This window comes from Roseibium algicola (assembly GCF_001999245.1).
Taxonomy (GTDB): domain Bacteria; phylum Pseudomonadota; class Alphaproteobacteria; order Rhizobiales; family Stappiaceae; genus Roseibium; species Roseibium algicola.
In genome coordinates this window covers 4,751,515-4,772,409 of the sequence record NZ_CP019630.1, presented here as the reverse complement: position 1 = coordinate 4,772,409, position 20,895 = coordinate 4,751,515, and the positions used below count along the sequence as shown (strand labels likewise).

The following is a 20,895-nucleotide window of genomic DNA, read 5'->3' as shown; positions in this document are numbered from 1 at the left end:
GCTGTTGGACACAGCCATGACTGATATCGGTCTGGTTGGCTTTGGCCGGTGGGGAAAGCTCATCTTTCGCGATCTGCGCAGCTTGGGTGTAAACGTGCATGTGGCGGTGCCCGGTTCGGAGAGCCAGCACGCAGCCCGGGAGGCCGGAGCCGTTTCGGTGTGCGATAGCGCTGCCAAGCTTCCTGACTGCACGGGATATGTCGTTGCGCCACCAACAGTGCTTCACGCGGCCTGCATCGACGCACTTGCACCGCGGAACCGGCCGATCTTCTGCGAGAAACCGGTCACCAACGACGCACAGGCGGCGCAAAGACTTGCCGATACGCTGCACGAACGTCTCTTCGTCATGGACAAGTGGCGCTATCATCCCGGCATTTTGAAACTTGCGGAACTGGCAAAATCCGGCGCTCTGGGCCAGATCGAAGCGGTGCGCACCTATCGGCTCGGCTGGGGCAATCCTCACAAGGATGTCGACAGCCTCTGGATCCTGATGCCGCATGATCTTTCGATCGCACTCGAAATCCTGGGAACATTGCCCAAGGCACATTCGGCGATCGCCCAGATCCCGGGCCTGGGTGGTGAGGACCTGATTGCCCGTCTTCAAAACGATGGGGAACCGCTCACCGTCACCATGGAGATCTCTTCCCTCCATCCGGCTCCAAAACGCTCCGCCGTCGTAATCGGCAGCAAGGCGGTGGCCCAACTGGCCTCATCCTATGACGATCGCATTCTCCTTGCTCCGAGAGATCACGGCCAGAAGCCTCAGCAAATCGAGGTTGGCACGAAAATGCCTCTTCTGGCCGAACTGGAAGCATTCGTCGCGCATCTGGAAGGGGGGGCTGCTCCAAAGTCCTCGGCTGCAGAAGGCGCATTGATCGTCAGGCGGATTGCCGAACTCAGAGCGCTCGCAGGATTGCCGTGACCCATCAGCGCTTCACCGTCCTGCTGCCGGTCAACAGACCTCCCGCGCTTCTGCCATTCGCCGTCGAGAGTGTTCTGGGCCAGTCCCTGCAAGATTTCGAACTGTTCATTGTTTGTGACGGCGCGCCCCAAGAGACCGTGCAGGAAGCGGAGAAGCTGGCAGGGCGTGACGAGAGGATCCGCGTTTTTTCCTTCCCGAAGGGAGAAAGGCACGGCGAAGCTCATCGGGACACGGCTCTCAAGCAGGCAAACGGCAAATTTGTTGCCCAGATCGGCGATGACGACATTTGGTTTCCCGAACATCTGTCGGAACTGGGCCGCCTGCTGCAAACCTGCGACTTCGGTAATCTGCTTCAAGCTGAAATTCTGCCCAACGGGACATTCACAGTTCATATTGGAGACCTGTCGGACGCGGACACGCGCCGCAAGATGCTGGAGACGCGTTGGAACTTCTTCGGCCCGTCGACAGTTGGCTATTGCCTTGAGGCCTATCGGTCTTTGGATGTTGGCTGGAGCCCGGCACCGCCTGACTTCTGGACCGATCTCTTCATGTGGCGGAAGTTTCTGGCACGCCCGGACTTCACCTTTGCAACACGGCCCACGGTTCAATGCATCAAGCCTTCCGCCGTGCACCGTCAGGACATGTCGCTTGCCGAGAGGCAGGGTGAAATGATGGCTCTGATGCAAAGGTTTGCCGATCCGGCGGAAAGGCAGGATTTCCAGACCAGTTGCAATGAAATGCTGATCAGCCACCTCAGGTCCGAAAGCCGGCACCATGCGGACAACGCGGCCCAGCAGACGCAAACGGTTTCCGCCCAGCAGGGGAAAATCCGCGAATTGCAGGCCGAACTCGACCTGCAGAAGCGCCGTTACGACGCAATCCTCACCTCGTCGTCCTGGAAGATGACAGCGCCCTTTCGCAAAAGTGGCAAGCTGCTTCGCAAACTCCTGTCGAAGCGTCCTTTTTGACCCCTCGACAGGCAACTGCCAGGAACTTACCTTTCGCACATGTTCATTACCTTCTTCACCGAACTGAAATCGGCCGGCATCCCGGTCTCGCTCCGCGAATATCTGACGCTCATGGAAGCGTTGGATAAGGATCTGGCGGAAAAGAGCGTCGAGGATTTCTACTATCTCGCCCGGCTCACGCTGGTGAAGGACGAGAGCAACCTGGACAAGTTCGACCGCGTCTTCGGCCACGTCTTCAAGGGGCTCGACCTCATGAGCGAGGTTGCCACCACCGAGATTCCGGAGGATTGGCTGCGCCGCCTGGCAGAAAAGCACCTCAGTGAAGAGGAAAAGGCCCAGATCGAGGCACTCGGCGGCTTTGAAAAGCTGATGGAGACCCTGCGCGAACGCCTCAAGGAGCAGCAAAAGCGCCACCAGGGCGGCAGCAAATGGATCGGGACAGCCGGCACGTCGCCGTTCGGTGCCTATGGCTACAATCCGGAAGGTGTGCGCATCGGCCAGCACGAAAGCCGGCACCGTCGTGCGGTCAAGGTCTGGGACAAGCGCGAATTCAAGGATCTCGACGACACCCAGTTGCTAGGCACCCGCAACATCCAGGTCGCCCTCAAGCGACTGCGCAACTTCGCACGAACGGGCGCTGCTGAAGAACTGGACCTCGACGACACCATCCGTGCAACAGCCCACAAGGGCCTTCTGGACATCAAGATGCGGCCGGAACGCCACAACGCGGTCAAGGTGCTGTTGTTCTTCGATATCGGCGGGTCGATGGACGATCATATCCGGGTCTGTGAGGAGCTGTTTTCAGCCGCACGTTCCGAATTCAAGGTGATGGAACACTTCTACTTCCACAATTGCCTTTACGAGTATGTCTGGAAGGAAAACCGCCGCCGCCATACCGAGCGCATGCCGACGATGGACGTGCTGCACAAGTACCCAGCCGACTACAAGATCATCTTTGTCGGCGATGCGTCCATGAGCCCCTACGAGATTGCCTATGCCGGCGGCTCGGTAGAGCACTGGAACGAGGAAGCCGGAGCCGACTGGATGCAGCGGATCACCGGGCTTTACAAGAGTGCGGTCTGGCTGAACCCGGTTCGGCAGGAACACTGGCACTACACGCATTCCATCCAGATGTTGAACGAACTGATGGAAGGCCGCATGTTTCCCATGACGGTCGAAGGCCTGACGGATGCCATGAAGGAACTGGCCAGGTAGATCTTCCGCACACAAGGCGCAGAAAGGGATGAAATGGAACCGACCCCGAAACCCGAGCACCCTTTCTCGCAACCTGTTTCCCACGCAACCACCACCGGCATGTCCGGCGGGGGATTTTACAACGCCAACTCGGCTGCCCAATGGTCTGCCATCGAACAGATATTGCCACTCGTTGAAGAGGCGATTGCGAACCTGCCGGTTAAGGGTACCGGCCCCGTCGGCATTGCCGATTACGGCTGCTCGGAGGGCCGCAATTCTGTTGCGGTCATGAAACACGCCCTCCCGGCATTGCTTGCGCGCACTGAACGGCCAATCCAGACCATCCATTCAGACCTTCCCACAAACGACTTTTCTGAACTTTTCCGCAGCCTCAGACCGGATGGCGGCTCGGTCTTCGGGTCTGAGAGGGTTTACTCGGCCGCAATCGGTGGCTCGATGTACGATCAGCTCTACCCGCCGCAGAGCTTGCACCTTGCCACCACCTTCAACGCCATCGGCTTTCTCTCCTGCCGTCCCGTCGACAGGTTGCCCGGCTATATCCTTCCCAACGGCCCAAGTGTGGCACGGGCAAACGGTTATGTTTCCGAAGAAGACCGGCATGCCTTTGCCGAACAGGCGAAGAACGATATCGCCCGTTTCCTCACCGTCCGCGCAAGGGAGCTGGTTCCAGGTGGCAAGCTGCTGGTCCAGGTGTTTGGCTCCAAGGGACCGGCTCGAACCTGTGACGGCCTTTATGATCTTCTGAATGACGCGGTTCTGGACTTCGTCGAGGCCGGAGACATAAGCAGGGAGGTCTATGACCGCTATTACCAGCCGGTGTACATGCGAGACCTGCAAGAACTTGCAGACCCGGTCACCAACGATATGTATAGAGCTGCCGGTCTCTATTCACTCGACCGGTCAATGGAGTACGAAATTGCGGTCCCGTTCATCGACCGCTTCAAGCAGGACGGCGATCTTGACCGCTATGCCCGCGACTATGTCAATTTCTTCCGCGCCTTCACCGAAGCGGTGTTGCGCGCAGCCCTGCCTGAAAGCCCGTCGCGGGAGGATCTGATCAACCGGATCTTTGCAAGGGCCGAAGACCTCCTGAAGGCTGACACCAGCCTCTACCCCTTCCGTTATGCAGCCGTCGCCATGCTGCTGACGCGCAATGGCTGACGGCTGAGGTTCACCAGCCGATCGACCTTCATAAGCCCGGCATCGAACGGCCTGATCGCTGCATGTCGCTCTAGCTGCGCAGCACCATGACCGAGCACGGTGCATGGCGGACAATGTGGGCAGCATTCGAGCCGATGAAGTAGGTCGACAGGCCCGGCTTGTGCGATGTCATCAGCACCAGGTCACAATTCGCCTTTTCGGCTTCCTCGATCACTTCATGATACACCGACCCCATACGCACGGTCACATCGACAGTGCCTTCGGGAACATCCAGATCAGATGCGATCTTGTCGAGGATTTTCGCGGTTTCCTCGAATTCCCGCTTTTGCCAGCCTTCCGGAAGCTGACTCGCCACGAAGCTTTGAACTTCCGGGCAAACCGCCATCAGATGGATCTTTGCGCCATAGTCGCGGGCAATCTGCGAGGCTTTGGCAAGCGCCTCCGTGGCAAAGCCGGTTTCGGCCGGGTCAACGGGAACGAGGATTTTCTTGAACATGTCTTGTCTCCCCAAAAAATCAGGTCGACTTTTTGTGCGCCCGGAAGACATGGGCCGCCATGACAAGGATCAATCGGCTTCGACACCGTCAAAGTATCGGCCGGGTGTCACGCCGAAGGCCTTCTTGAAGGTCGAGACGAAGGCACTCGGCCCCTCGTAACCGAGCTTGTGGGAGACGTCGGAAACGCTTCGCCCGGACGCCAGCAACTCCAGAGCCCGGAACAGTTTCACCTGGCGGCACCAGGTTCGGTAGCTGAGCCCCGTCTCCGCTTTAATGCGCCGCTCGAATGAACGCACGGAAGTCGCACACCGGTCCGCGGCCTCGCTGAGCGAGGGAATATGTGCCGGGCATCGGACGACGCCTTCGCACAGGTCGCGCAGTCGGGCATCCTGCGGCATCGGCAGCTGCAGGGGGGCAACCGGCAGCATCTTCAACTGATCCAGGATAACCGCGGCGATCCGTGCCGCCGGCCCCTTGTCCGTCTCGGAGCGCGGATAGGACATGAACTCGAGAATGAGTGCCCTGAGCAGGGTAGTCACCTGCATCACCTGCGGTGTTTGCGGCAGATCCCTCGTGTAATCATACTGGACATAGATGTAACGCAGCTCCGTGTCGGTCAGATACCGGGTCTGGTGGCTGACCCTGGGCGGCAACCAGACCGCCCGCTCGGGTGGCACGAAATAGGTGCCCATCTCCGTGTCGATGGCAATCGACCCCCTGATCACATGGAAGAGCTGCGCTGCATCATGCGAATGCCAGCCATTGTTCCGGCCCTGCAACTGGGTCCGCGCGTATCCGATAATCGGTGCGGCAACCGCCTCTTTCGGAAACTCGGCAAGTTCGGGATGAATGCTCATGCGCCGGATCGTATACCTTCACCCCGATATTGCACAGAGGGCCAATAGCACCGGAGGACCCGGCAACTATGCCCGGTTCCTGCCGGCAAGGTGAAAGGCTTTCCTTGCGCCAAGCCATGATCGACAAGGATCATTTCGCTTTTTTGCCGGATGCCTAACGCTGCCCAGCCAGAATTTGGCGTGTCGGAAACATCTCATGACAAAACAGCGCTAACACGCAAACCACAATTGGCGTTAGAAACGGCTCGCAACACTGCCGAACGTTTTCTTTTTCCACGGCCACACAATGTCTTACTTCACCCAGAATGCCCACCCGAACGAGGCGACCGGCTGGCGGTCTCCTGTGGTTCTCCTGATGATCATGGCAGGTGCCATGCAGCTCTCCTTTGCTGCCTGGTGGAACCTGATGAACAACTTCGCCGTCCAGGAGCTGGATTTCACCGGCCGGGAGATCGGCATTCAGCAATCGATCCGGGAAATCCCGGGCTTCCTGAGCTTCCTTGCGGTCTATCTCTTGTTGATGATGCGCGAGCAGACGCTCGCCTATGTGTCGCTGCTGCTCCTGGGCGTCGGCGTTGCCGTCACAGGCTATTTCCCGACCGCGATCGGCTTTTATGTAACGACGCTGATCATGTCGATCGGCTTCCATTACTATGAGACGATGGCGCAGTCACTGTCGCTGCAATGGCTGCCCAAGGCAACGGCCGCTGCAAGCATGGGCAAGATCCTGGCCGTTGGCGCCTTCGCCCAGTTGATCGCCTATGGTGTCATCTTCCTGGCGTGGAAGATGTTCGAGCTGTCCTTCACGGTGGTTTTCGCCATTGCCGGTGGCCTGACGCTGGTTGTTCTTGTTTTCCTGATCTTCGCCTATCCGCATTTCCGTGAAGGCGTGCCGCAGCACAAGAAGCTGATCCTGAGAAAACGCTACTGGCTCTATTATGCCCTTACCTTCATGGCTGGTGCGCGGCGGCAGATCTTTACGGTTTTCGCCGGCTTCCTGATGGTCGAACGCTTCGGCTATGACGTTCACGAAGTTGCGGGCCTGTTCCTCCTGAACGGCGCCTTCAACATGGTGCTGGCACCCAAGATCGGAAAACTGATTGTTCGCTTCGGCGAGCGCAAGGCGCTGGTTCTTGAGTATGTCGGCCTGGTCCTGGTGTTCATCTGCTATGCCTTCGTCACCAACGCGACACTGGCGGCCAGCCTTTATGTGATCGATCACGCCTTCTTCGCGATCGCCATCGCCATCAAGACCTACTTCCAGAAGATCGCCGACCCTGCCGATATCGCCCCCACAGCCGGTGTCGCCTTCACGATCAACCACATCGCCGCGGTGTTCATTCCGGTGGTATTCGGCTTCATCTGGCTGGTGTCCCCGGCTGCGGTCTTCCTGGCCGGCGCTGCCATGGCCCTGGTCAGCCTTGTTCTGGCAACCCTGATCCCGAGCAATCCGGAAGAAGGCCATGAAGTCGACTTCTGGTACCGCAAGCCTTCTGCCCAACCAGCAGAGTAAACTCTGCACCTGGACAAACCAAAACGCCCGCCGGAGTGATCCGGCGGGCGTTTTGTTTGAAATCCTGTCTGAACTGACCTGATCAGGCCTGCCGCTCAGGCACATGCACCACAAGGCCGTCGAGATCGGAAGTCACCTTGATCTGGCAGGACAGGCGCGAGGTCGGCTTCACGTCGTAGGCAAAGTCGAGCATGTCCTCTTCCATCGGTTCCGGAGATCCGGTCTTGCCGCTCCAGGCATCATCTACATAAACGTGGCAGGTAGCGCAGGCGCATGCACCGCCGCATTCCGCTTCGATGCCCTGGACCATGTTCTTGATGGCGTTTTCCATCACCGTAGAGCCTTCAGCGGCGTCAACGTCGGTCCGGGTTCCATCGGCGGTTACAAATGTGATTTTCGGCATATGTCGCGTCCAAGCCTGAATTTGCGGGTCTTCGAAGCACGACATAAAGATTTACGGCAAAAGGTCAAGGACCGTGCCATTTCCACGCGGCAATCTGCCTCTCCCGTTCTGGCCGGGGTCTGACCTTCAACCTTCCAGAAGGTCCCGGATGTATCGGTTTGCCTCATCGACTGCCGCAATCAGGCCTTCGGTGGCCGTATCGGTGCTGGAGCGCATCTTGCCTTCCAGATTTTCGCAAACGATCGCGACCCGCTCCGCGCCGATGGCCCGGGCGGACCCTTTCAGGGTATGCACGAGGTCGAGGCGAACGGAATTGTCGGTTTCCTGTTTCAACCGCTCAAGCGTCGAGATGGACTGTGACTTGAACAGATGCAGGACCTGCACTTCTAGATCCCGGTTACCCAGCGTATTGGTTGCCAGTTGCACCAGATCAATCGGTGCCTCCGGACCGGCGCGTCCGGCGACGCGGGCCATGGAAGAAGGGGCCATAAGGGTGCTCCACATTACTCGATACCTGCCTGACGGCACCCCGCCGCAAGCTGTAGAGCCACAACAATGCGCCCCAAGCCCAAACACCCGGTTAAACCGGTTGCTCAAACCGTCCCTTTCGGCCCATGTCCCCAAAAAATTGATTTCATGGTTAATGCGTTTTAACGCAGGTTACGAAACAGGATTAAAAAAGTCCTTGCGTTTCCGCCGATTTCCTGAATCGCTAAAATTTTAATGATCTGATTCGCCGTTAACTTTTTTTGACTTTTTGACTTGCAGAAAGTGCTTCGATGGCGGCGGGCGTGAGCTTGCAGACCAGCCAGTCGGGCTTGATTGGGTTGGAAAACCAAGGCTCTGCCCAACCTGCATCGATACAGGCGCGGATTGTGCGCGCCGGAATTTCCCGGCCGTTGTCATCGAACAGAGGCAGCTTGCCCCCCGCCTGCCCGAGCCCTTTTTGCAACCACCGCTTTTGCGCAGCCGTCAACTTTCCCGCTTTGAGAGTAACTTCCAGAACCGTATTTTCAGCATCTGCCGATGCGTCAACCTGCTTTGAATCCGGCATCCAATCCGCCCCCTAAGTGACTCACGCTATTGCCGTTTCTTGTTCGTTAGGAGAGATTGTGCCATTACAGTTACTGATGCGGCAAGGTGGGGAGTGTACCGTCGAACGGAAAGTTCACGGTCGGTCAGCGGCGGCCCTCTCGCACGAACAGGTTTTGCGGCGTTGCCACAGCTGGGCAACGCTCGCAACGAGGACGCATCCGGTAGATAACTGTAAGGAGCTGCGCCAGCGGCTCTGCACGATTACCGGTGTGTAATGAGTACGGATGTGAGGCGACCCTAAATGGCAAATCCGACAAAGGCGAAAGATCCGGCAGAAGCGGCTCTCTCAGCAGTTGAAGAAGCCCTGAAACTTGATTTCGGCGGCCCGGATACCACAGAAACAACCTCCGCGGCAGAGGCTAGCCCTGCCCAGGCGGAACCGGCACGCCGGTCCCAGGGGGAAACGCGAGGCCAGTCCCAGCGCGAAGAGCAGCGTCAGTCAAGACGCCGTGGCCGCGGCGGACGCCCGCCGGCAGCCAACGACGATCGCCGGAACATCGGCAACCTGATCTACTCCTTGCAGCGCCGTCCGTCTTCAGCGCCGTTCTGGGGCGCCCTCGCCCTCAGCGCCCTTTGGGCCGCGCTTGGCAGCAGCCTCTTCATGACAGCGTTCCCCGACAAGGTCGGATCGCTGACCGATCCCCAGACGCTGCTCAGCTCTCCTGAAATGATCCTGGCCGTCGTCGGCATCGTCGTTCCGATCATCTTCTTCTTCGTCATGGCCATGATGATCTGGCGCGCGCAGGAAATGCGCATTGTCGCCCGTGGCATGACTGAGGTGGCCCTGCGTCTTGCCGAACCGGAAGACATGGCCAAGGAAAGCATCCTCAGCGTTGGCCAGGCCATCCGCCGCGAAGTCGCCGCCATGGGCGACGGCATCGAACGCGCGATCGCGCGCGCCAGCGAGCTGGAAGTCCTTGTCCATAATGAAGTGTCTTCGCTGGAACGCTCCTATAATGACAACGAACTGAAGATCCGCGCCCTGATCGACGAACTGATCAGCCAGCGCGAGTCCATTGTCATGAACGCCGAGCGCGTGCGCGAAACCATCGCCGGTGCCCATGAGAGCTTCGCCTCACAGCTCTCCAGCACCTCCGGTGAACTCGGCAGCACCGTGGACCATGCAACCCAGCGCATGATCGATGCGGTCAACAGCCGTGTTGAAGAACTCACATCCACCGTCGACAGCCGCATCGAGTCTCTCGGCGCAACGCTGAACGCCTCCGGCAATGAACTGGTCGACAGCCTCACGGTCCGCGCGGAAGACTATGTTGCCCGCCTCTCGTCTACCGGCAACGACCTGGTAGACAGCCTGGCGGAAACCGGTTCCACCATGTGGGAAACGCTCACGGCACGTGGCAACGAGGTCAACGAACGCTTCGCGGACACCGCGAACACCTTCGTGGAAACCCTGTCCGCTCGCAGCACGACGATCAACGAGACCCTGGCAACCTCCAGCAACTCGGTGATCAACACCTTGAGCGAAAAGGCGGACGAATTCCGGCTTACCCTGGAAACGACCGGCAACAACGTCGGCGAAGTGATCACGGCGCGCGGCGAGGAAATCAACGCCAACCTGTCGCTCACCTCCGGCCGTCTCATCGACACCATTACCTCGCGCACCGAGGAACTGGTGGCAACCGTCGACAACCGCGTGACCACGCTGGACGAGTCCCTTGCCGAAACCGGCAACCGTGTGGTCGAGAGCATTTCCGAAAAAGGCCAGGCAGTTACCGACACCATCTCGATCCGAGGTGCGGAAATCGTCGAGACCCTGTCCAGCCGGTCTACGGAAGTTGCGGAAATCCTGCGTGGCACCGGTGAGAGCATCGTGGTCGATCTGTCGCTGCGCGGCGGTGAAATCGCCTCCAAGCTCGACGAAACCGCAGGGTCCCTCACCCAGACCATCTCCGTTCGCGGTGGTGAGCTGGCCGAGAAACTCGACAACATTTCCGAACGTATCTACACCGCCATCTCCATCAACGGCAGCGAACTGGACGAACGTCTGGCTGCCCGCAGCAACGAGATGGCCACCATCCTGGAACAGCAGACCATTGGCTTCCGGGAGACCCTGGAAAGCGTCTCCGGCGAATTCTCTGCGAGCCTCGGCGACCAGACCGGTGCACTTACCCAGAAACTGGCGGAAACCGGAACCCAGCTTGCCGAACTCATCGGCAGCCGCGGCGACCGTGTAGCCGGCGACATCAACCAGATCAGTGGCAAGATCGCCGAAACTCTGGAAGTACGTGGCCAGGCGCTGCAGGACGGCCTGTCGAGCCGCCTCACCGAGCTGGAAACCATCGTCACCGATCGCGGCGGCCAGCTGATCGACGCTTTCGACACCAAGACCCTGCTGTTGTCCGAAGCGCTGGATTCACGCCTGTCCACGCTGGATACGACGTTCGCCACCCGTATCGACTCCATGGACGCCTCTCTGGGCGATCGCATCGCGACAATGGATGCATCGCTCGACCAGCGCTATTCGGCAATCGATGCAACCCTGACCGACCGTATCGCGGCCATGGATGCGACCCTCGAGCAGCGTTACACCGCCATCGACACGACCCTGACCGATCGTATCGCCACCATGGATGCGACCCTCGAACAGCGTTACACCGCCATCGACACGACCTTGACCGACCGTATCGCCACCATGGACAGCTCTCTGGAGCACCGCTTCACCACCATGGATGCGGGCCTTGGCGAGCGGATCGGCACCATGGACGCTTCGCTGGAACAGCGCTACGCCCTGATGGACGCCACCCTCACCGATCGCATCAGCACGCTGGACAATTCGCTTGAGCATCGCCTCTCGTCGATGGACAGCTCGCTCAGCGAGCGGATCTCCACGATGGACTCCTCTCTCGGCAGTCACATCAACACCCTGGACCTGACGCTCGATCAGCGGACCGCGGCCTTCGAGGCAACACTGGAAGCCCGTACGCAGATCCTGTCCGATGCCATCGAGAACCGCACCACCGGCATCAGCGATGCGCTGGAGGAAAAGACCCGCAACATCACCGATGTACTTGCGGACCGTTCCGACGCCATCACGCTGCAGCTTGGTCAGCGCATCGAAGCGGCCGGCAACACCCTTGCCGAACGCGCCGAGGAAATCGGCCAGTCCCTGTCGCAGCGCGTTGATACAGCAACGTCTGCAATGGCTGACAAGGCCGAGCTGATCTCCGCCTCCATGACCAGCGGTACCGACCGGATCGACGAGACCCTCGATGCGCGTGCCCGCCAGATCTCCGAAACCCTGATTTCCCGCACAAAGGAAATCGCCAAGGCCTTTGTCGACGGTCAGGACGAGATGACCTCTGCCCTCGACAACCGTCTGGCGGAAGCCGGCAGCGTGCTGGGCAAGCAGAGCGAGCAGCTGACGGAATCCCTGTCCGAGCGGATCGCCGAGATCAACGTCTCCCTGGGTGCCAAGGTGTTCGAGGTTGCCGAAACCCTCGACAGCCGCGCCACCCAGCTGGAAACGCTGCTGAATGAGCGTCTGGAAAGCATTTCCGGCACCCTCACCGGCGAGAGCGAGCGTGCCCGTGACATTCTCACGGCCGTTATCTCCGAAGCCGGAGCAACGCTCTCCACCGAAAGCACGCGTCTGCGTGATGTGGTTCAGGAAGCGGTCACCGCCGCTGTCCAGACCCTCTCCGACGAACGCAATCGTACGGTCGAAATCGTCGACAGTGCTCTCAGCCAGGCGACGGAGAAGCTCTCCGGTGAAGGCGATCGCATGCGCCAGATCGTCCTGGGCTCCGTCGGCGAAGCTCGCGGCGTCCTGGTTGGCGAAAGCCAGAAGGCAGCCGATGCGGTTACCTCTGCAATGAGCCAGGCTACCGGCGCGATGTCCGGTGAAAGCGGCAAGATCCGCGAGCTGGTTCTCAGCGCGGTTGGCGATGCCGCCCGCGCCATGGCTGCTGAAAGCGAAAAGGCCCGTACACTCTACGCTGGCACCCTGGCCGAGTTCTCCGGGTCTCTGACCGGCGAAAGCGACAAGGTCCGCAACGAACTGTCCGGCCTGATTGCCGAAATCTCCGGCAACCTGTCCGCCGAAAGCGAGCAGGCCCGCATGACACTGGCGAAAACGCTGGAGGAAATCCGCGGCCAGATGTCGAGCGAAGCCGGTATGGTTCGTGCCCGCGTCAACAGCGCCGTTACCGAAGCAGCAGATCTTCTGGTCGGCCGCGGCAACGAGGTCGCCAACGAACTGCTCGACAAGGCAACGGCGCTCAACGAAGCCTTCGGCGCCCGTTCCGGCGAACTGGCGAAGATCGTCGGCACCGACGGCAACGAACTCATCAGCGCCATCGAACTGCGTGCCAACGACCTTACCGGACGCCTGTCCGAGGTCCACACGGCGATCCTGGAAGCCATCACGGTCAAGGGCCGCGATGTCACCGATACATTCGCCCATACCGGCCTCGACGCGACCCGCTCGCTGGTGGAAGCCGGCGACCGTATCGTCGCCAGCATCAACGAGCGCAGCGAACAGGCAACCACCCTGCTCACCGACACCAAGCGTCGGCTGGAAGCGGACGTTACCGAGATCCTCAACAAGATCGAGACGTCCAACAGCAACCTGCAGGGTATCGTCGCGACTGCGGGCGAGAACCTCAACGAAGTGGAGGGCAACCTGGCCCGCCGCGCCGGCGAGTTCCGCTCTGCCGTCGACCGGGCGGTTTCGGAAACCAACTCCACCACGGCCCTCATCACCGAACAGGTTGCAAACCTGCGCGATGTGACGGACACCACGCTGGCGGACATCAAGAACCTCACCGGCCGCTTCGGCGACCAGTCGGAGGAACTGACCAAGGCAGCCCGTCACCTGGAAGACACCAACCGCTCCGTCGAGAGCCGTGTCTCCGAGCGCCGGACTGCGATCGAGGACGTTGCGGACACGCTTCTGGCGAAGACCGAAGCCGTCGACACGCTCATGCGCTCCTTCACCAAGACCCTGTCCGAAACGCTGGAAACGGCAGACGACAAGGCACGCGATGCAGCCAACATGCTGTCCGCGGCGGCTGAAGCAGCGTCCAAGCAGGTGTCCGAGCAGTTCGAATCCATGCGCCTCACGGCAGGCATGGAAGGACAGAAGGCCCGCGAAGCTATCCGCTCCGCACAGGACGACATCATCGCCGAGATGACCCGCACCGTTACCGAAGCGTCCGATCGCTTCAACGATGCGGCCGCCCGGATGCGCGATGTTGCCCGCGACGTTCACCGCGAGCTGGAAGCAACTCGCAGCGAACTGAAACAGGGTGTCCTGAACCTGCCGGAAGAAGCGGAAGAATCTTCCGCAGCGCTGCGGAAGGTGGTCAACGAGCAGATCCGCGCTCTGACGGAACTCTCCGAGATTGTCGCCAAGCAGTCCAACGCGCTCGACATCTCCCGGCCGCAGGCCCAGGCAGCAGTGGCAAGTGCCGCTCCTGCTCCTGCCCCGCAGCCGCAGGCTCCGGTGAACTATGCTCCGGCAGCCCCTGCCCGTCAGCAGAGCGCCCCGGCAAGCGAACCGCGTCCGGCACCGGTCACCAGTCGCCGACAGCAGCCGGCCCCTGCCGAAACCACCAGTTCCGGTGGCAAGGGTTGGGTTGCCGACCTGCTGCGCCGCGCCTCGCGCGACGACGATGCCGGTTCGGACACGGACATGAGCCGCACGCCGCTGCACACGGTTGAAAGCCTCAACTCGCTGTCGGTCGACATTGCCCGCGCCATCGATCACGAAACCTTCGTCGATCTGTGGAACCGCTACCGCAATGGCGAACGCCACGTGTTCACCCGCCGCCTCTACACGCTGCAGGGTCAGCAGACCTTCGACGAAATCCGTCAGAAGTACTCTCGCGATCCGGAGTTCCGCACTGCCGTCGAACGGTATGTGGCAGACTTCGAGCAGCTCCTGGCCCAGGTATCGCGCAACGACCGCGACAACATGCTCGGCCAGACGTACCTGACGTCGGACACCGGGAAGGTCTACACCATGCTGGCCCACGCCAGCGGCCGGCTCGACTAAGAGACGGACAGTCAGACACGAAAAAGGCGGCCACTGGCCGCCTTTTTTATTTGCAGGGGCAAAAAACGGCCGCCGACTTCATCGCTGGACGCAAGCAACCCATTCAAGGCCAATTACCTGCATGAGCTCAAAACGGCATCAAAATCCTCCCAAGCGAAGCGGAGCGTCGGGGGACACCCGCATTTCCGCTTGGATGGAACTGCGGGCATTCCAAAGTAACGCCCGCACCGACACACCAACGCTCTGCAAACGAGTAGGCCCCGGGTCTCACTTCGTTCGCCCGTGGTGACGACCTGCCTGGATTGATCCAGGGACGCAAAGCGACCGACGCCGCTTGACTTGAAGATGCAAAACGGTTGTACCGTCAAATGCAATTCACTTCAGAGATGAAGCTTGACCTATTACGTTTACATCCTGGCAAGCCGGATGAACGGCACGCTCTACATTGGGGTGACAAACGATCTTTCCCGGCGCGTTGAGGAGCATCGCGGTGGGGCAGGCGGCGATTTCACCCGCAAGCACGGCATCGGCAATTTGGTATTTGCAGAAGCGTTCGACGATGTGAGCGAAGCCAGCGCCATGGAGAAACGCCTCAAGAAATGGCGCAGATCCTGGAAAGTTCAACTAATCGAGAAGTCCAATCCCGAGTGGCATGATTTAATGGCACCCTACCCCCGGTGTCACCCCGGGCGAGCAGCGCGAGACCCGGGGCCTACTCGTTTGCAGAGCGTATGAGAGTTGGATGAGGCGATGCCTCTTTCAAGTCGGACGCAAGATCCGGCACGCAATGCCGTCTTAGGGCATCGCCCGGCCGCGGGAAGTCGAATGACCACCGCCTCTCAATCACTCACCCCGTCCAATTCGTCCGAGAGGTTTTCCCGGATCCGCCGGGTAACCGCGAGAAACCCCTCGATTTCCGCAGGTGAGAGGCCGCTGAGCATTTTCTGTTCGACGGCTTTCAGCTTGGGAGCAAGATCCTCGAAAGCCGCGCGTCCTTCCTCTGAAAGCTGCAAAAGAAAACTGCGGCCGTCGGCCTCGTTGCTTTCGCGTGTCAGAAACCCACGCTCTTCCATACGTTTCACGGCCCGGCTGACAACCACCTTGTCCATGCTGGAGCGGGCAACGATCTCGCTTGCCTGCAGTCCGCCAGAGGCCGAGCCGAGAATGGCCATGGTGCGCCATTCGGCAGGCATCATGCCGTAATCGCGCTGGTAAACCGCTGAAAGAGCCCGTGTGACGTCGGAATAAAAGACACGCACCCGGTAGGGAAAAAAAGTTTCCAGCTCGAAGTCGGGCAATGGCGTCTCCGGCGTTTCGCTCGCAATCCCAATGGCTTCTTGGGTCTCGGTCTCCGGATTGGTCAGCTTGGTCATCGGCGCTCAACAGTATTGGTTAGGTCGTCTGCACGATTTTACGATTGACTTGGTTTCATGTGTAACTATTTTGTTGCATATGTAACTATGTTTGGCATCACGTTTCAAGTCCGGGATCATACCGGCAAGAACGGCCTTCATGAAATGAAGGGGAGGAGAAAATCGTGAAACAGTTGAAGTGTCTTTCCATTCTCGCAGGTGTGGCAGCGTCCGCATTGACCGGTTTCATCGCCAGCGCATCCGCCGACGAACTGGTTCTGTCGTCCTGGCTGCCGCCGAAACACCCGCTCGTTACCGACGTGATGGAGCCCTGGGCAGCGGAAGTCGCCAAGGCTACCGATGGCCGCGTAACCGTGCGCATTCTGCCCAAGCCGGTCGGCTCGCCGCCCGAGCATTTCGACCTTGCCGCCGAAGGCATCGTCGACATCACCTACGGCCTGCACTCCTTCACGCGCGACGACCGTTTCCTGCGTTCGCGCATTGGCCAGTTCTCCTTCATCGCAAACACTGCGACAGAAGGCTCCAAGGCCTATTGGGACGTCTATGGCGGTACGCTGGACGCGCAAGGCGAACACAAGGGCACCAAGCTGCTCGGCCTTTGGGTTCACGGCCCCGGCATGTTCCACAACAACCAGCGCAAGATCGAAAAGCCTGAAGATTTTGCCGGTCTGAAGATCCGCACTCCGGGCGGCTATGTTGCGGACCTGTCTCAGGAACTTGACATCATCACCCAGTTCATGGGCCCGGGCGAAGTCTACGAGAAGCTGTCCCGCGGTGTCATCGATGGTGTCACCTTCCCCATGGAAGCGTTGCAGGCCTTCAATCTGACCGACTACACCAAATACTCCATGAGCCTGCCGGGTGGCTTCTACAACACCTCCTGGTTCATGGTCATGAATGAAGATGTCTGGGACGGCCTGTCGGAAGAAGACCAGGCGGCCATCGACAAGATTTCCGGTGAAGCCCTTGCCGAAATGGCCGGCGGCGTCTGGGATGGCGCGGATGCCCGTGCGGCTTCCTACATTGCCGACAAGGACATTGAGGTCTACGACGCACCGGCCCCGGTTCTGGAGGCGGTCAAGGAACTTGCAGCCAAGCATGAAGCCACCTGGGCAGCTGCCGTTGCCGAAACCGGCTTTGACGGCACCGCCGCTCTGGCCGAGTTCCGCGACAAGACCGGCATCAAGCACTAAGCATGTCTGCCGAATCCAACGGCCAGGCCCCTCGCCGGATCGATACGATCCGGCGAGGGGCCGGTTTCCTGCTCGGGCTGGCCTGTTTATGTGTGCTGGCCGCCCTGATCGGGCTAACCTGTGTCGACGTCGTCGCACGCTATGCCTTCAACAGCCCCGTGAACGGTGCCTATGAGCTGACGGAGCTGCTGCTGGCCACGCTGATCTTCCTGGCCCTGCCACTGACGACCGCTGCCGGCGAACATATCGAGGTGGAGCTGCTCGACGGGCTCAAGAGCGTCCTTCTCAAACGGCTCGGCACCTTGGTTGCCGCTGTTTGCACGGTCGGTGTCCTGGCCCTGATCGCGTTCAAGCTGTTCGAGCATGCCGAGAAGATGGACCGTCGTGGACAAGTGACGGATTCCCTTCAGATCCCGCTCTCGCTGATCGGTTGGCTGGGAGCTGCCTCCTTCGCGCTCTCCGCCATCGCCGCCATAGTCTTCGCGGCCAGGCGGTTCCGCGAAAAAGCTTGATACCAGTGAGTATTGAATATGCTTGAAGCTCTGATCGGTTTCGTTGCGCTCTTCGCGCTCGTGTTGCTGCGCGTGCCCATTGCCATTGCAATGATCATTGTCGGCACTGCCGGGTTCGCGGCCCTGCGCAACTGGAATGCCGCGCTGAACCTTCTCGGAAATGCGGCCTTCGAAACCGGCCTTTCGTTCACCCTTTCGGTGATCCCGTTGTTCATTCTGATGGGCAACCTCCTGACCATTTCCGGTGTCAGCCAGTCCCTGTTCTCGACCGCTCACCACATGCTTCACCGCATGCGTGGTGGCCTTGCCATGGCGGCCATTGTCGCCTGTGGCGGCTTTTCGGCAGTTTGCGGCTCGTCTCTGGCAACGGCCGCCACAATGTCCAAGGTGGCCATGCCTTCCATGCGCAAGGCAGGCTATGCCGACAGTCTGGCAACCGGCTCCATCGCTGCCGGTGGCACGCTTGGCATCCTGATCCCGCCTTCTGTCATCCTGATCATCTACGGCCTGCTTACCGAGGCCGACATCGGCAAGTTGTTCATTGCCGGCATCATCCCGGGCCTGCTGGGCGTATTGTTCTATCTCGGCGCCATTTACGTCACGGTTCTGCTGAAACCCGAGCTTGCGCCAACCGCGTCCGAAGACATGAAGCTCGAAAAGCGTGACGTCTGGGGTGTTCTGGCAGTTGTCGGGCTATTTGCCGTGATCATGATCGGCATCTACGGCGGCTTCTTCACGCCGACAGAAGCAGCCGGCATCGGTGCTGCCGCCGCCTTCGTGATCGCGCTCGTGTCCGGTGGTCTGACGTTTGAAAAGCTCTACACCGCCGCGCTCAACTGCGCGCGCACCACGGCGATGATCTTCGCGATCATCATTGGCGCGGAAGTCTTTTCCAACTTCATCAGCTATGCCGGTGTGCCTGACGCATTGTTGACCTTCGTTCAGTCGCTCGACGTCAACGCCTATGTCGTCATTCTGGTTCTGGTACTGATCTACGTGGTGCTGGGGGCAGTGCTGGAAAGCCTGTCGATGATCCTGCTGACGGTCCCGGTCTTCTTCCCGCTGGTCAGCTCGCTCGATTTTGGTGGCGGTTTGCTGGCAGATCCGGAAATGGTGCTGATCTGGTTCGGCATCATCGTGGTGGTGGTGACCGAAATCAGCCTGATCTCGCCGCCGATCGGCCTCAACGTCTTCGTGCTTCGCTCTGTGCTAACGGACGTGCCGTTGAGGACGATGTTCGCCGGCATTCTGCCGTTCTGGCTGGCCGATATCCTGCGACTGGCGCTGTTGATTGCTGTTCCGCTGCTGTCACTGGCGCTCATCTGAGGCTTTACCAACCGGTGCATGGCCAGGAAAACCGAATTCCAAAAAATTGCCGGGCGGTGGCCACACCGCCCGGCATACCTTTCATCAGGCCGCCAGCGCCTCTGCGTCGCTGCCGGCAGGAAGGTGGGCGGGACACGACGGATCGGTTACCGCCTGCCAGATGGCTTTGACCACATCTTCCGACCGGGTCGGTTCCTTGTCGGCATCTGCCATGAAGGCCCCCATCACTTCCTCGACAAAGGGCTTGTAGGCCGCAGGCGCCTCCATCGCGTCCGCCATCAACGCTCGTGCATTCGTGCCAAAGCTGGTCGAAGGTGCGCGGCCCGGCAAAACCAGCTGGACGCGGATGCCAAGCGGCGCAAGCTCCAGAGCCAGGCAATCGGTATAGGCATTCACGGCCGCTTTGCTGGCGGTATAGACCGGCAGCAGCGGCAAGGACTTCAGCGTGACACTGGACGACACGTTGACGATAACGCCCTCGCCCTTCTCCCGCATCTGCGGCAGCACCGCGCGGATCATCTCGAAAGTCCCGAAGGTGTTGGTGTCGAATATCCTGCGCACCACGTCTTCCGACGTTGCCTCGAAGGGCGACAACCAGCCAACACCAGCATTGTTGACCAGCACGTCAACCGGACCGGCGGCAGCGACGGCCTCGGCAATGCTGGTGTGATCTGTCACGTCCAGCGGCAGAATGCGCAAATGTTCGGAGGCCGGCAGCAAGGTGGCGTCGGGTTTGCGCATGGTCGCAACCACCCGCCAGCCCTCATTCAGAAAATGCCGCGCCGTTTCCAGACCGAAGCCGGAGGAACATCCAGTAATCATGATGGTCTTCATGACAAAGTCTCCTGTTGTTGGATGCTCCCCATATCGACACGACGGACAAAACTTTCTATCATGAGAAGTCTCAGTCTTTTTATCGAAAGTCCGAAATGGCAGATCCCCTGTCCGAAGTGATCACACTTCTGCGGCCCAGAGCCCCCTTCTCGAAAATCGGGGAAGCCTCCGGCCCCTTCCGGGTGCGACGGGACGATGTCAACGAAGCGTTCTATTGCCTGGTGCTGATGGGGCGGCTCAACCTGGAAGTGGACGGAAGAGCACCGGTGATATTGTCAGCGGGCGATTTTGCGCTGCTGCCCGCCGTTGGCGGGCTGACTGTCACCAGTCTCGATCCGCCACCACCTCCAGGCTATTTCAGCCAGCCTGTTTACGGGGAAGATGGTGTTGTGCGCGTCGGCATGCTGGACCCGCGTGAATCCCCGCCCCAGGTTCAGCAGTTGGTTGGCCATTGCAGCTTCGGGAGCCCGGATGCCGAACTGCTGGTCTCTCTTCTGCCGGAGATGGTGGTTGTGCGCGGCGAAGATCGTCTGGCGTCGCTGGCAGCCCTGGTACGCGACGAGGCACGAGCCGATCGCCCTGCAAGGGATGTGGTGCTGGAAAACCTTCTGCAGGTCCTCCTGATCGAGGCCTTCCGTTCAAGCGTCCAGTCCACCGCTTCCACCGGGCTTCTCAGCGGCCTGGCGGATGCTCGGGTCGCCCCTGCCCTGCGTGCCATGCACGGCGCGCCGCAACAGCCTTGGTCGATCCGGGCGCTTGCCGGCGAGGCAGGCCTCTCCCGCTCCGCGTTCTTTACCCGTTTCAACCGCATTGTCGGCCTGCCGCCAATGAGTTACCTGCTCAACTGGCGCATGACGCTAGCCAAGCACATGCTGCGCTCAGGCCTCCACAGCATCGGCGAGATTTCCAGCCGCACCGGCTATGGCTCCACCAGCGCCTTCAGCACAGCCTTTACCCGGCACGTTGGCTGCCCGCCCGTCAGATACGGCAAGGCAGGTGCAACGACCTGA

At 60.1% G+C, this 20,895-nt stretch carries 18 protein-coding genes; 11 read left to right on the top strand and 7 right to left on the bottom strand.

The genetic code is table 11. From position 1 onward, the window contains the following. Window positions 1–16 precede the first annotated feature (16 nt). From B0E33_RS22055 to B0E33_RS22040, 4 genes are read left to right on the top strand one after another with little or no spacing between them, the layout of a single operon-like run. Window positions 17–922, top strand: a complete 906-nt coding sequence (locus B0E33_RS22055) for a Gfo/Idh/MocA family protein (RefSeq protein WP_167579586.1) — start codon at window positions 17–19, stop codon at window positions 920–922. Then, on the top strand, window positions 919–1,890 hold the full coding sequence (locus B0E33_RS22050) for a glycosyltransferase family 2 protein (protein ID WP_167579585.1): 972 nt from the start codon (window positions 919–921) through the stop codon (window positions 1,888–1,890). The genes B0E33_RS22055 and B0E33_RS22050 overlap by 4 nt, the downstream gene beginning before the upstream one ends. A gap of 39 nt (window positions 1,891–1,929) precedes the next feature. Then, window positions 1,930–3,105 (top strand): vWA domain-containing protein, encoded by a 1,176-nt coding sequence (locus tag B0E33_RS22045; RefSeq protein WP_077292427.1) that lies wholly within the window; start codon window positions 1,930–1,932, stop codon window positions 3,103–3,105. A 33-nt stretch (window positions 3,106–3,138) separates the two neighbouring features. Further along, window positions 3,139–4,266, top strand: a complete 1,128-nt coding sequence (locus B0E33_RS22040; protein WP_077292426.1) for a class I SAM-dependent methyltransferase — start codon at window positions 3,139–3,141, stop codon at window positions 4,264–4,266. Between the two features lie 70 nt (window positions 4,267–4,336). On the opposite strand, the gene B0E33_RS22035 is transcribed toward B0E33_RS22040, so the two are convergent. Further along, window positions 4,337–4,762, bottom strand: coding sequence for a universal stress protein (locus B0E33_RS22035; RefSeq protein WP_077292425.1), 426 nt, complete (start codon window positions 4,760–4,762; stop codon window positions 4,337–4,339). Window positions 4,763–4,831: 69 nt separating this feature from the next. Continuing rightward, a complete protein-coding gene (locus B0E33_RS22030) occupies window positions 4,832–5,620 on the bottom strand; it encodes an AraC family transcriptional regulator (RefSeq protein ID WP_023000674.1) in 789 nt (262 codons plus the stop codon). Between the two features lie 286 nt (window positions 5,621–5,906). Between B0E33_RS22030 and B0E33_RS22025 the strand changes: the two genes are divergently transcribed. Beyond that, the gene (locus B0E33_RS22025) at window positions 5,907–7,133 is read left to right on the top strand and encodes an MFS transporter (RefSeq protein ID WP_023000673.1); all 1,227 of its coding nucleotides are present in this window, start codon (window positions 5,907–5,909) and stop codon (window positions 7,131–7,133) included. A gap of 82 nt (window positions 7,134–7,215) precedes the next feature. Here B0E33_RS22025 and B0E33_RS22020 read toward each other — a convergent pair whose 3' ends face one another. The 3 genes from B0E33_RS22020 to B0E33_RS22010 all read right to left on the bottom strand — a co-directional run bounded on the left by B0E33_RS22020 (window position 7,216) and on the right by B0E33_RS22010 (window position 8,590). After that, window positions 7,216–7,536: a 2Fe-2S iron-sulfur cluster-binding protein gene (locus B0E33_RS22020; protein ID WP_023000672.1), complete on the bottom strand. Its 321-nt coding sequence runs from the start codon at window positions 7,534–7,536 to the stop codon at window positions 7,216–7,218. A gap of 126 nt (window positions 7,537–7,662) precedes the next feature. Next, the gene (locus B0E33_RS22015; RefSeq protein ID WP_208984210.1) at window positions 7,663–8,025 is read right to left on the bottom strand and encodes an Hpt domain-containing protein; all 363 of its coding nucleotides are present in this window, start codon (window positions 8,023–8,025) and stop codon (window positions 7,663–7,665) included. Window positions 8,026–8,275: 250 nt separating this feature from the next. Next, complete coding sequence (locus tag B0E33_RS22010) at window positions 8,276–8,590, bottom strand: hypothetical protein (RefSeq protein WP_023000670.1); 315 nt, start codon at window positions 8,588–8,590, stop codon at window positions 8,276–8,278. A 282-nt stretch (window positions 8,591–8,872) separates the two neighbouring features. Here B0E33_RS22010 and B0E33_RS22005 point away from each other — a divergent pair, with 282 nt between their 5' ends. Together B0E33_RS22005 and B0E33_RS22000 are read left to right on the top strand one after the other, a co-directional pair. Then, on the top strand, window positions 8,873–14,647 hold the full coding sequence (locus B0E33_RS22005; protein ID WP_077292424.1) for an apolipoprotein A-IV repeat region-like domain-containing protein: 5,775 nt from the start codon (window positions 8,873–8,875) through the stop codon (window positions 14,645–14,647). 393 nt (window positions 14,648–15,040) lie between these two features. Beyond that, window positions 15,041–15,382 carry a GIY-YIG nuclease family protein gene (locus tag B0E33_RS22000; protein WP_077292423.1) on the top strand — a complete coding sequence of 114 codons (342 nt, stop codon included), beginning with the start codon at window positions 15,041–15,043 and terminating at the stop codon, window positions 15,380–15,382. Window positions 15,383–15,486: 104 nt separating this feature from the next. On the opposite strand, the gene B0E33_RS21995 is transcribed toward B0E33_RS22000, so the two are convergent. Next, complete coding sequence (locus B0E33_RS21995; RefSeq protein ID WP_062488244.1) at window positions 15,487–16,020, bottom strand: MarR family winged helix-turn-helix transcriptional regulator; 534 nt, start codon at window positions 16,018–16,020, stop codon at window positions 15,487–15,489. Between the two features lie 164 nt (window positions 16,021–16,184). Between B0E33_RS21995 and B0E33_RS21990 the strand changes: the two genes are divergently transcribed. The 3 genes from B0E33_RS21990 to B0E33_RS21980 are packed head-to-tail and all read left to right on the top strand — an operon-like array spanning window position 16,185 to window position 19,051. Next, complete coding sequence (locus tag B0E33_RS21990) at window positions 16,185–17,213, top strand: TRAP transporter substrate-binding protein (RefSeq protein WP_228148033.1); 1,029 nt, start codon at window positions 16,185–16,187, stop codon at window positions 17,211–17,213. Between the two features lie 2 nt (window positions 17,214–17,215). Further along, on the top strand, window positions 17,216–17,725 hold the full coding sequence (locus B0E33_RS21985; protein WP_077292422.1) for a TRAP transporter small permease: 510 nt from the start codon (window positions 17,216–17,218) through the stop codon (window positions 17,723–17,725). An 18-nt stretch (window positions 17,726–17,743) separates the two neighbouring features. Further along, complete coding sequence (locus B0E33_RS21980) at window positions 17,744–19,051, top strand: TRAP transporter large permease (RefSeq protein ID WP_055655294.1); 1,308 nt, start codon at window positions 17,744–17,746, stop codon at window positions 19,049–19,051. A gap of 84 nt (window positions 19,052–19,135) precedes the next feature. Here B0E33_RS21980 and B0E33_RS21975 read toward each other — a convergent pair whose 3' ends face one another. Further along, window positions 19,136–19,885 (bottom strand): SDR family oxidoreductase, encoded by a 750-nt coding sequence (locus tag B0E33_RS21975; protein WP_062488241.1) that lies wholly within the window; start codon window positions 19,883–19,885, stop codon window positions 19,136–19,138. A 95-nt stretch (window positions 19,886–19,980) separates the two neighbouring features. On the opposite strand from B0E33_RS21975, the gene B0E33_RS21970 reads away from it, so the two are divergent. Continuing rightward, window positions 19,981–20,895 carry an AraC family transcriptional regulator gene (locus tag B0E33_RS21970; protein ID WP_077292421.1) on the top strand — a complete coding sequence of 305 codons (915 nt, stop codon included), beginning with the start codon at window positions 19,981–19,983 and terminating at the stop codon, window positions 20,893–20,895.

What these genes read in the sequence shown, in the direction of transcription:
- B0E33_RS22030 (WP_023000674.1), bottom strand. Translation starts at nt 5,620, where the DNA reads ATGAGCATTCATCCCGAACTTGCCGAGTTTCCGAAAGAGGCGGTTGCC.
- B0E33_RS22005 (WP_077292424.1), top strand. Translation starts at nt 8,873, where the DNA reads ATGGCAAATCCGACAAAGGCGAAAGATCCGGCAGAAGCGGCTCTCTCA.
- B0E33_RS21975 (WP_062488241.1), bottom strand. Translation starts at nt 19,885, where the DNA reads ATGAAGACCATCATGATTACTGGATGTTCCTCCGGCTTCGGTCTGGAA.
- B0E33_RS22010 (WP_023000670.1), bottom strand. Translation starts at nt 8,590, where the DNA reads ATGCCGGATTCAAAGCAGGTTGACGCATCGGCAGATGCTGAAAATACG.
- B0E33_RS22015 (WP_208984210.1), bottom strand. Translation starts at nt 8,025, where the DNA reads ATGGCCCCTTCTTCCATGGCCCGCGTCGCCGGACGCGCCGGTCCGGAG.
- B0E33_RS21985 (WP_077292422.1), top strand. Translation starts at nt 17,216, where the DNA reads ATGTCTGCCGAATCCAACGGCCAGGCCCCTCGCCGGATCGATACGATC.
- B0E33_RS22045 (WP_077292427.1), top strand. Translation starts at nt 1,930, where the DNA reads ATGTTCATTACCTTCTTCACCGAACTGAAATCGGCCGGCATCCCGGTC.
- B0E33_RS22055 (WP_167579586.1), top strand. Translation starts at nt 17, where the DNA reads ATGACTGATATCGGTCTGGTTGGCTTTGGCCGGTGGGGAAAGCTCATC.
- B0E33_RS22035 (WP_077292425.1), bottom strand. Translation starts at nt 4,762, where the DNA reads ATGTTCAAGAAAATCCTCGTTCCCGTTGACCCGGCCGAAACCGGCTTT.
- B0E33_RS22020 (WP_023000672.1), bottom strand. Translation starts at nt 7,536, where the DNA reads ATGCCGAAAATCACATTTGTAACCGCCGATGGAACCCGGACCGACGTT.
- B0E33_RS22025 (WP_023000673.1), top strand. Translation starts at nt 5,907, where the DNA reads ATGTCTTACTTCACCCAGAATGCCCACCCGAACGAGGCGACCGGCTGG.
- B0E33_RS21995 (WP_062488244.1), bottom strand. Translation starts at nt 16,020, where the DNA reads ATGACCAAGCTGACCAATCCGGAGACCGAGACCCAAGAAGCCATTGGG.
- B0E33_RS21970 (WP_077292421.1), top strand. Translation starts at nt 19,981, where the DNA reads ATGGCAGATCCCCTGTCCGAAGTGATCACACTTCTGCGGCCCAGAGCC.
- B0E33_RS22040 (WP_077292426.1), top strand. Translation starts at nt 3,139, where the DNA reads ATGGAACCGACCCCGAAACCCGAGCACCCTTTCTCGCAACCTGTTTCC.
- B0E33_RS21980 (WP_055655294.1), top strand. Translation starts at nt 17,744, where the DNA reads ATGCTTGAAGCTCTGATCGGTTTCGTTGCGCTCTTCGCGCTCGTGTTG.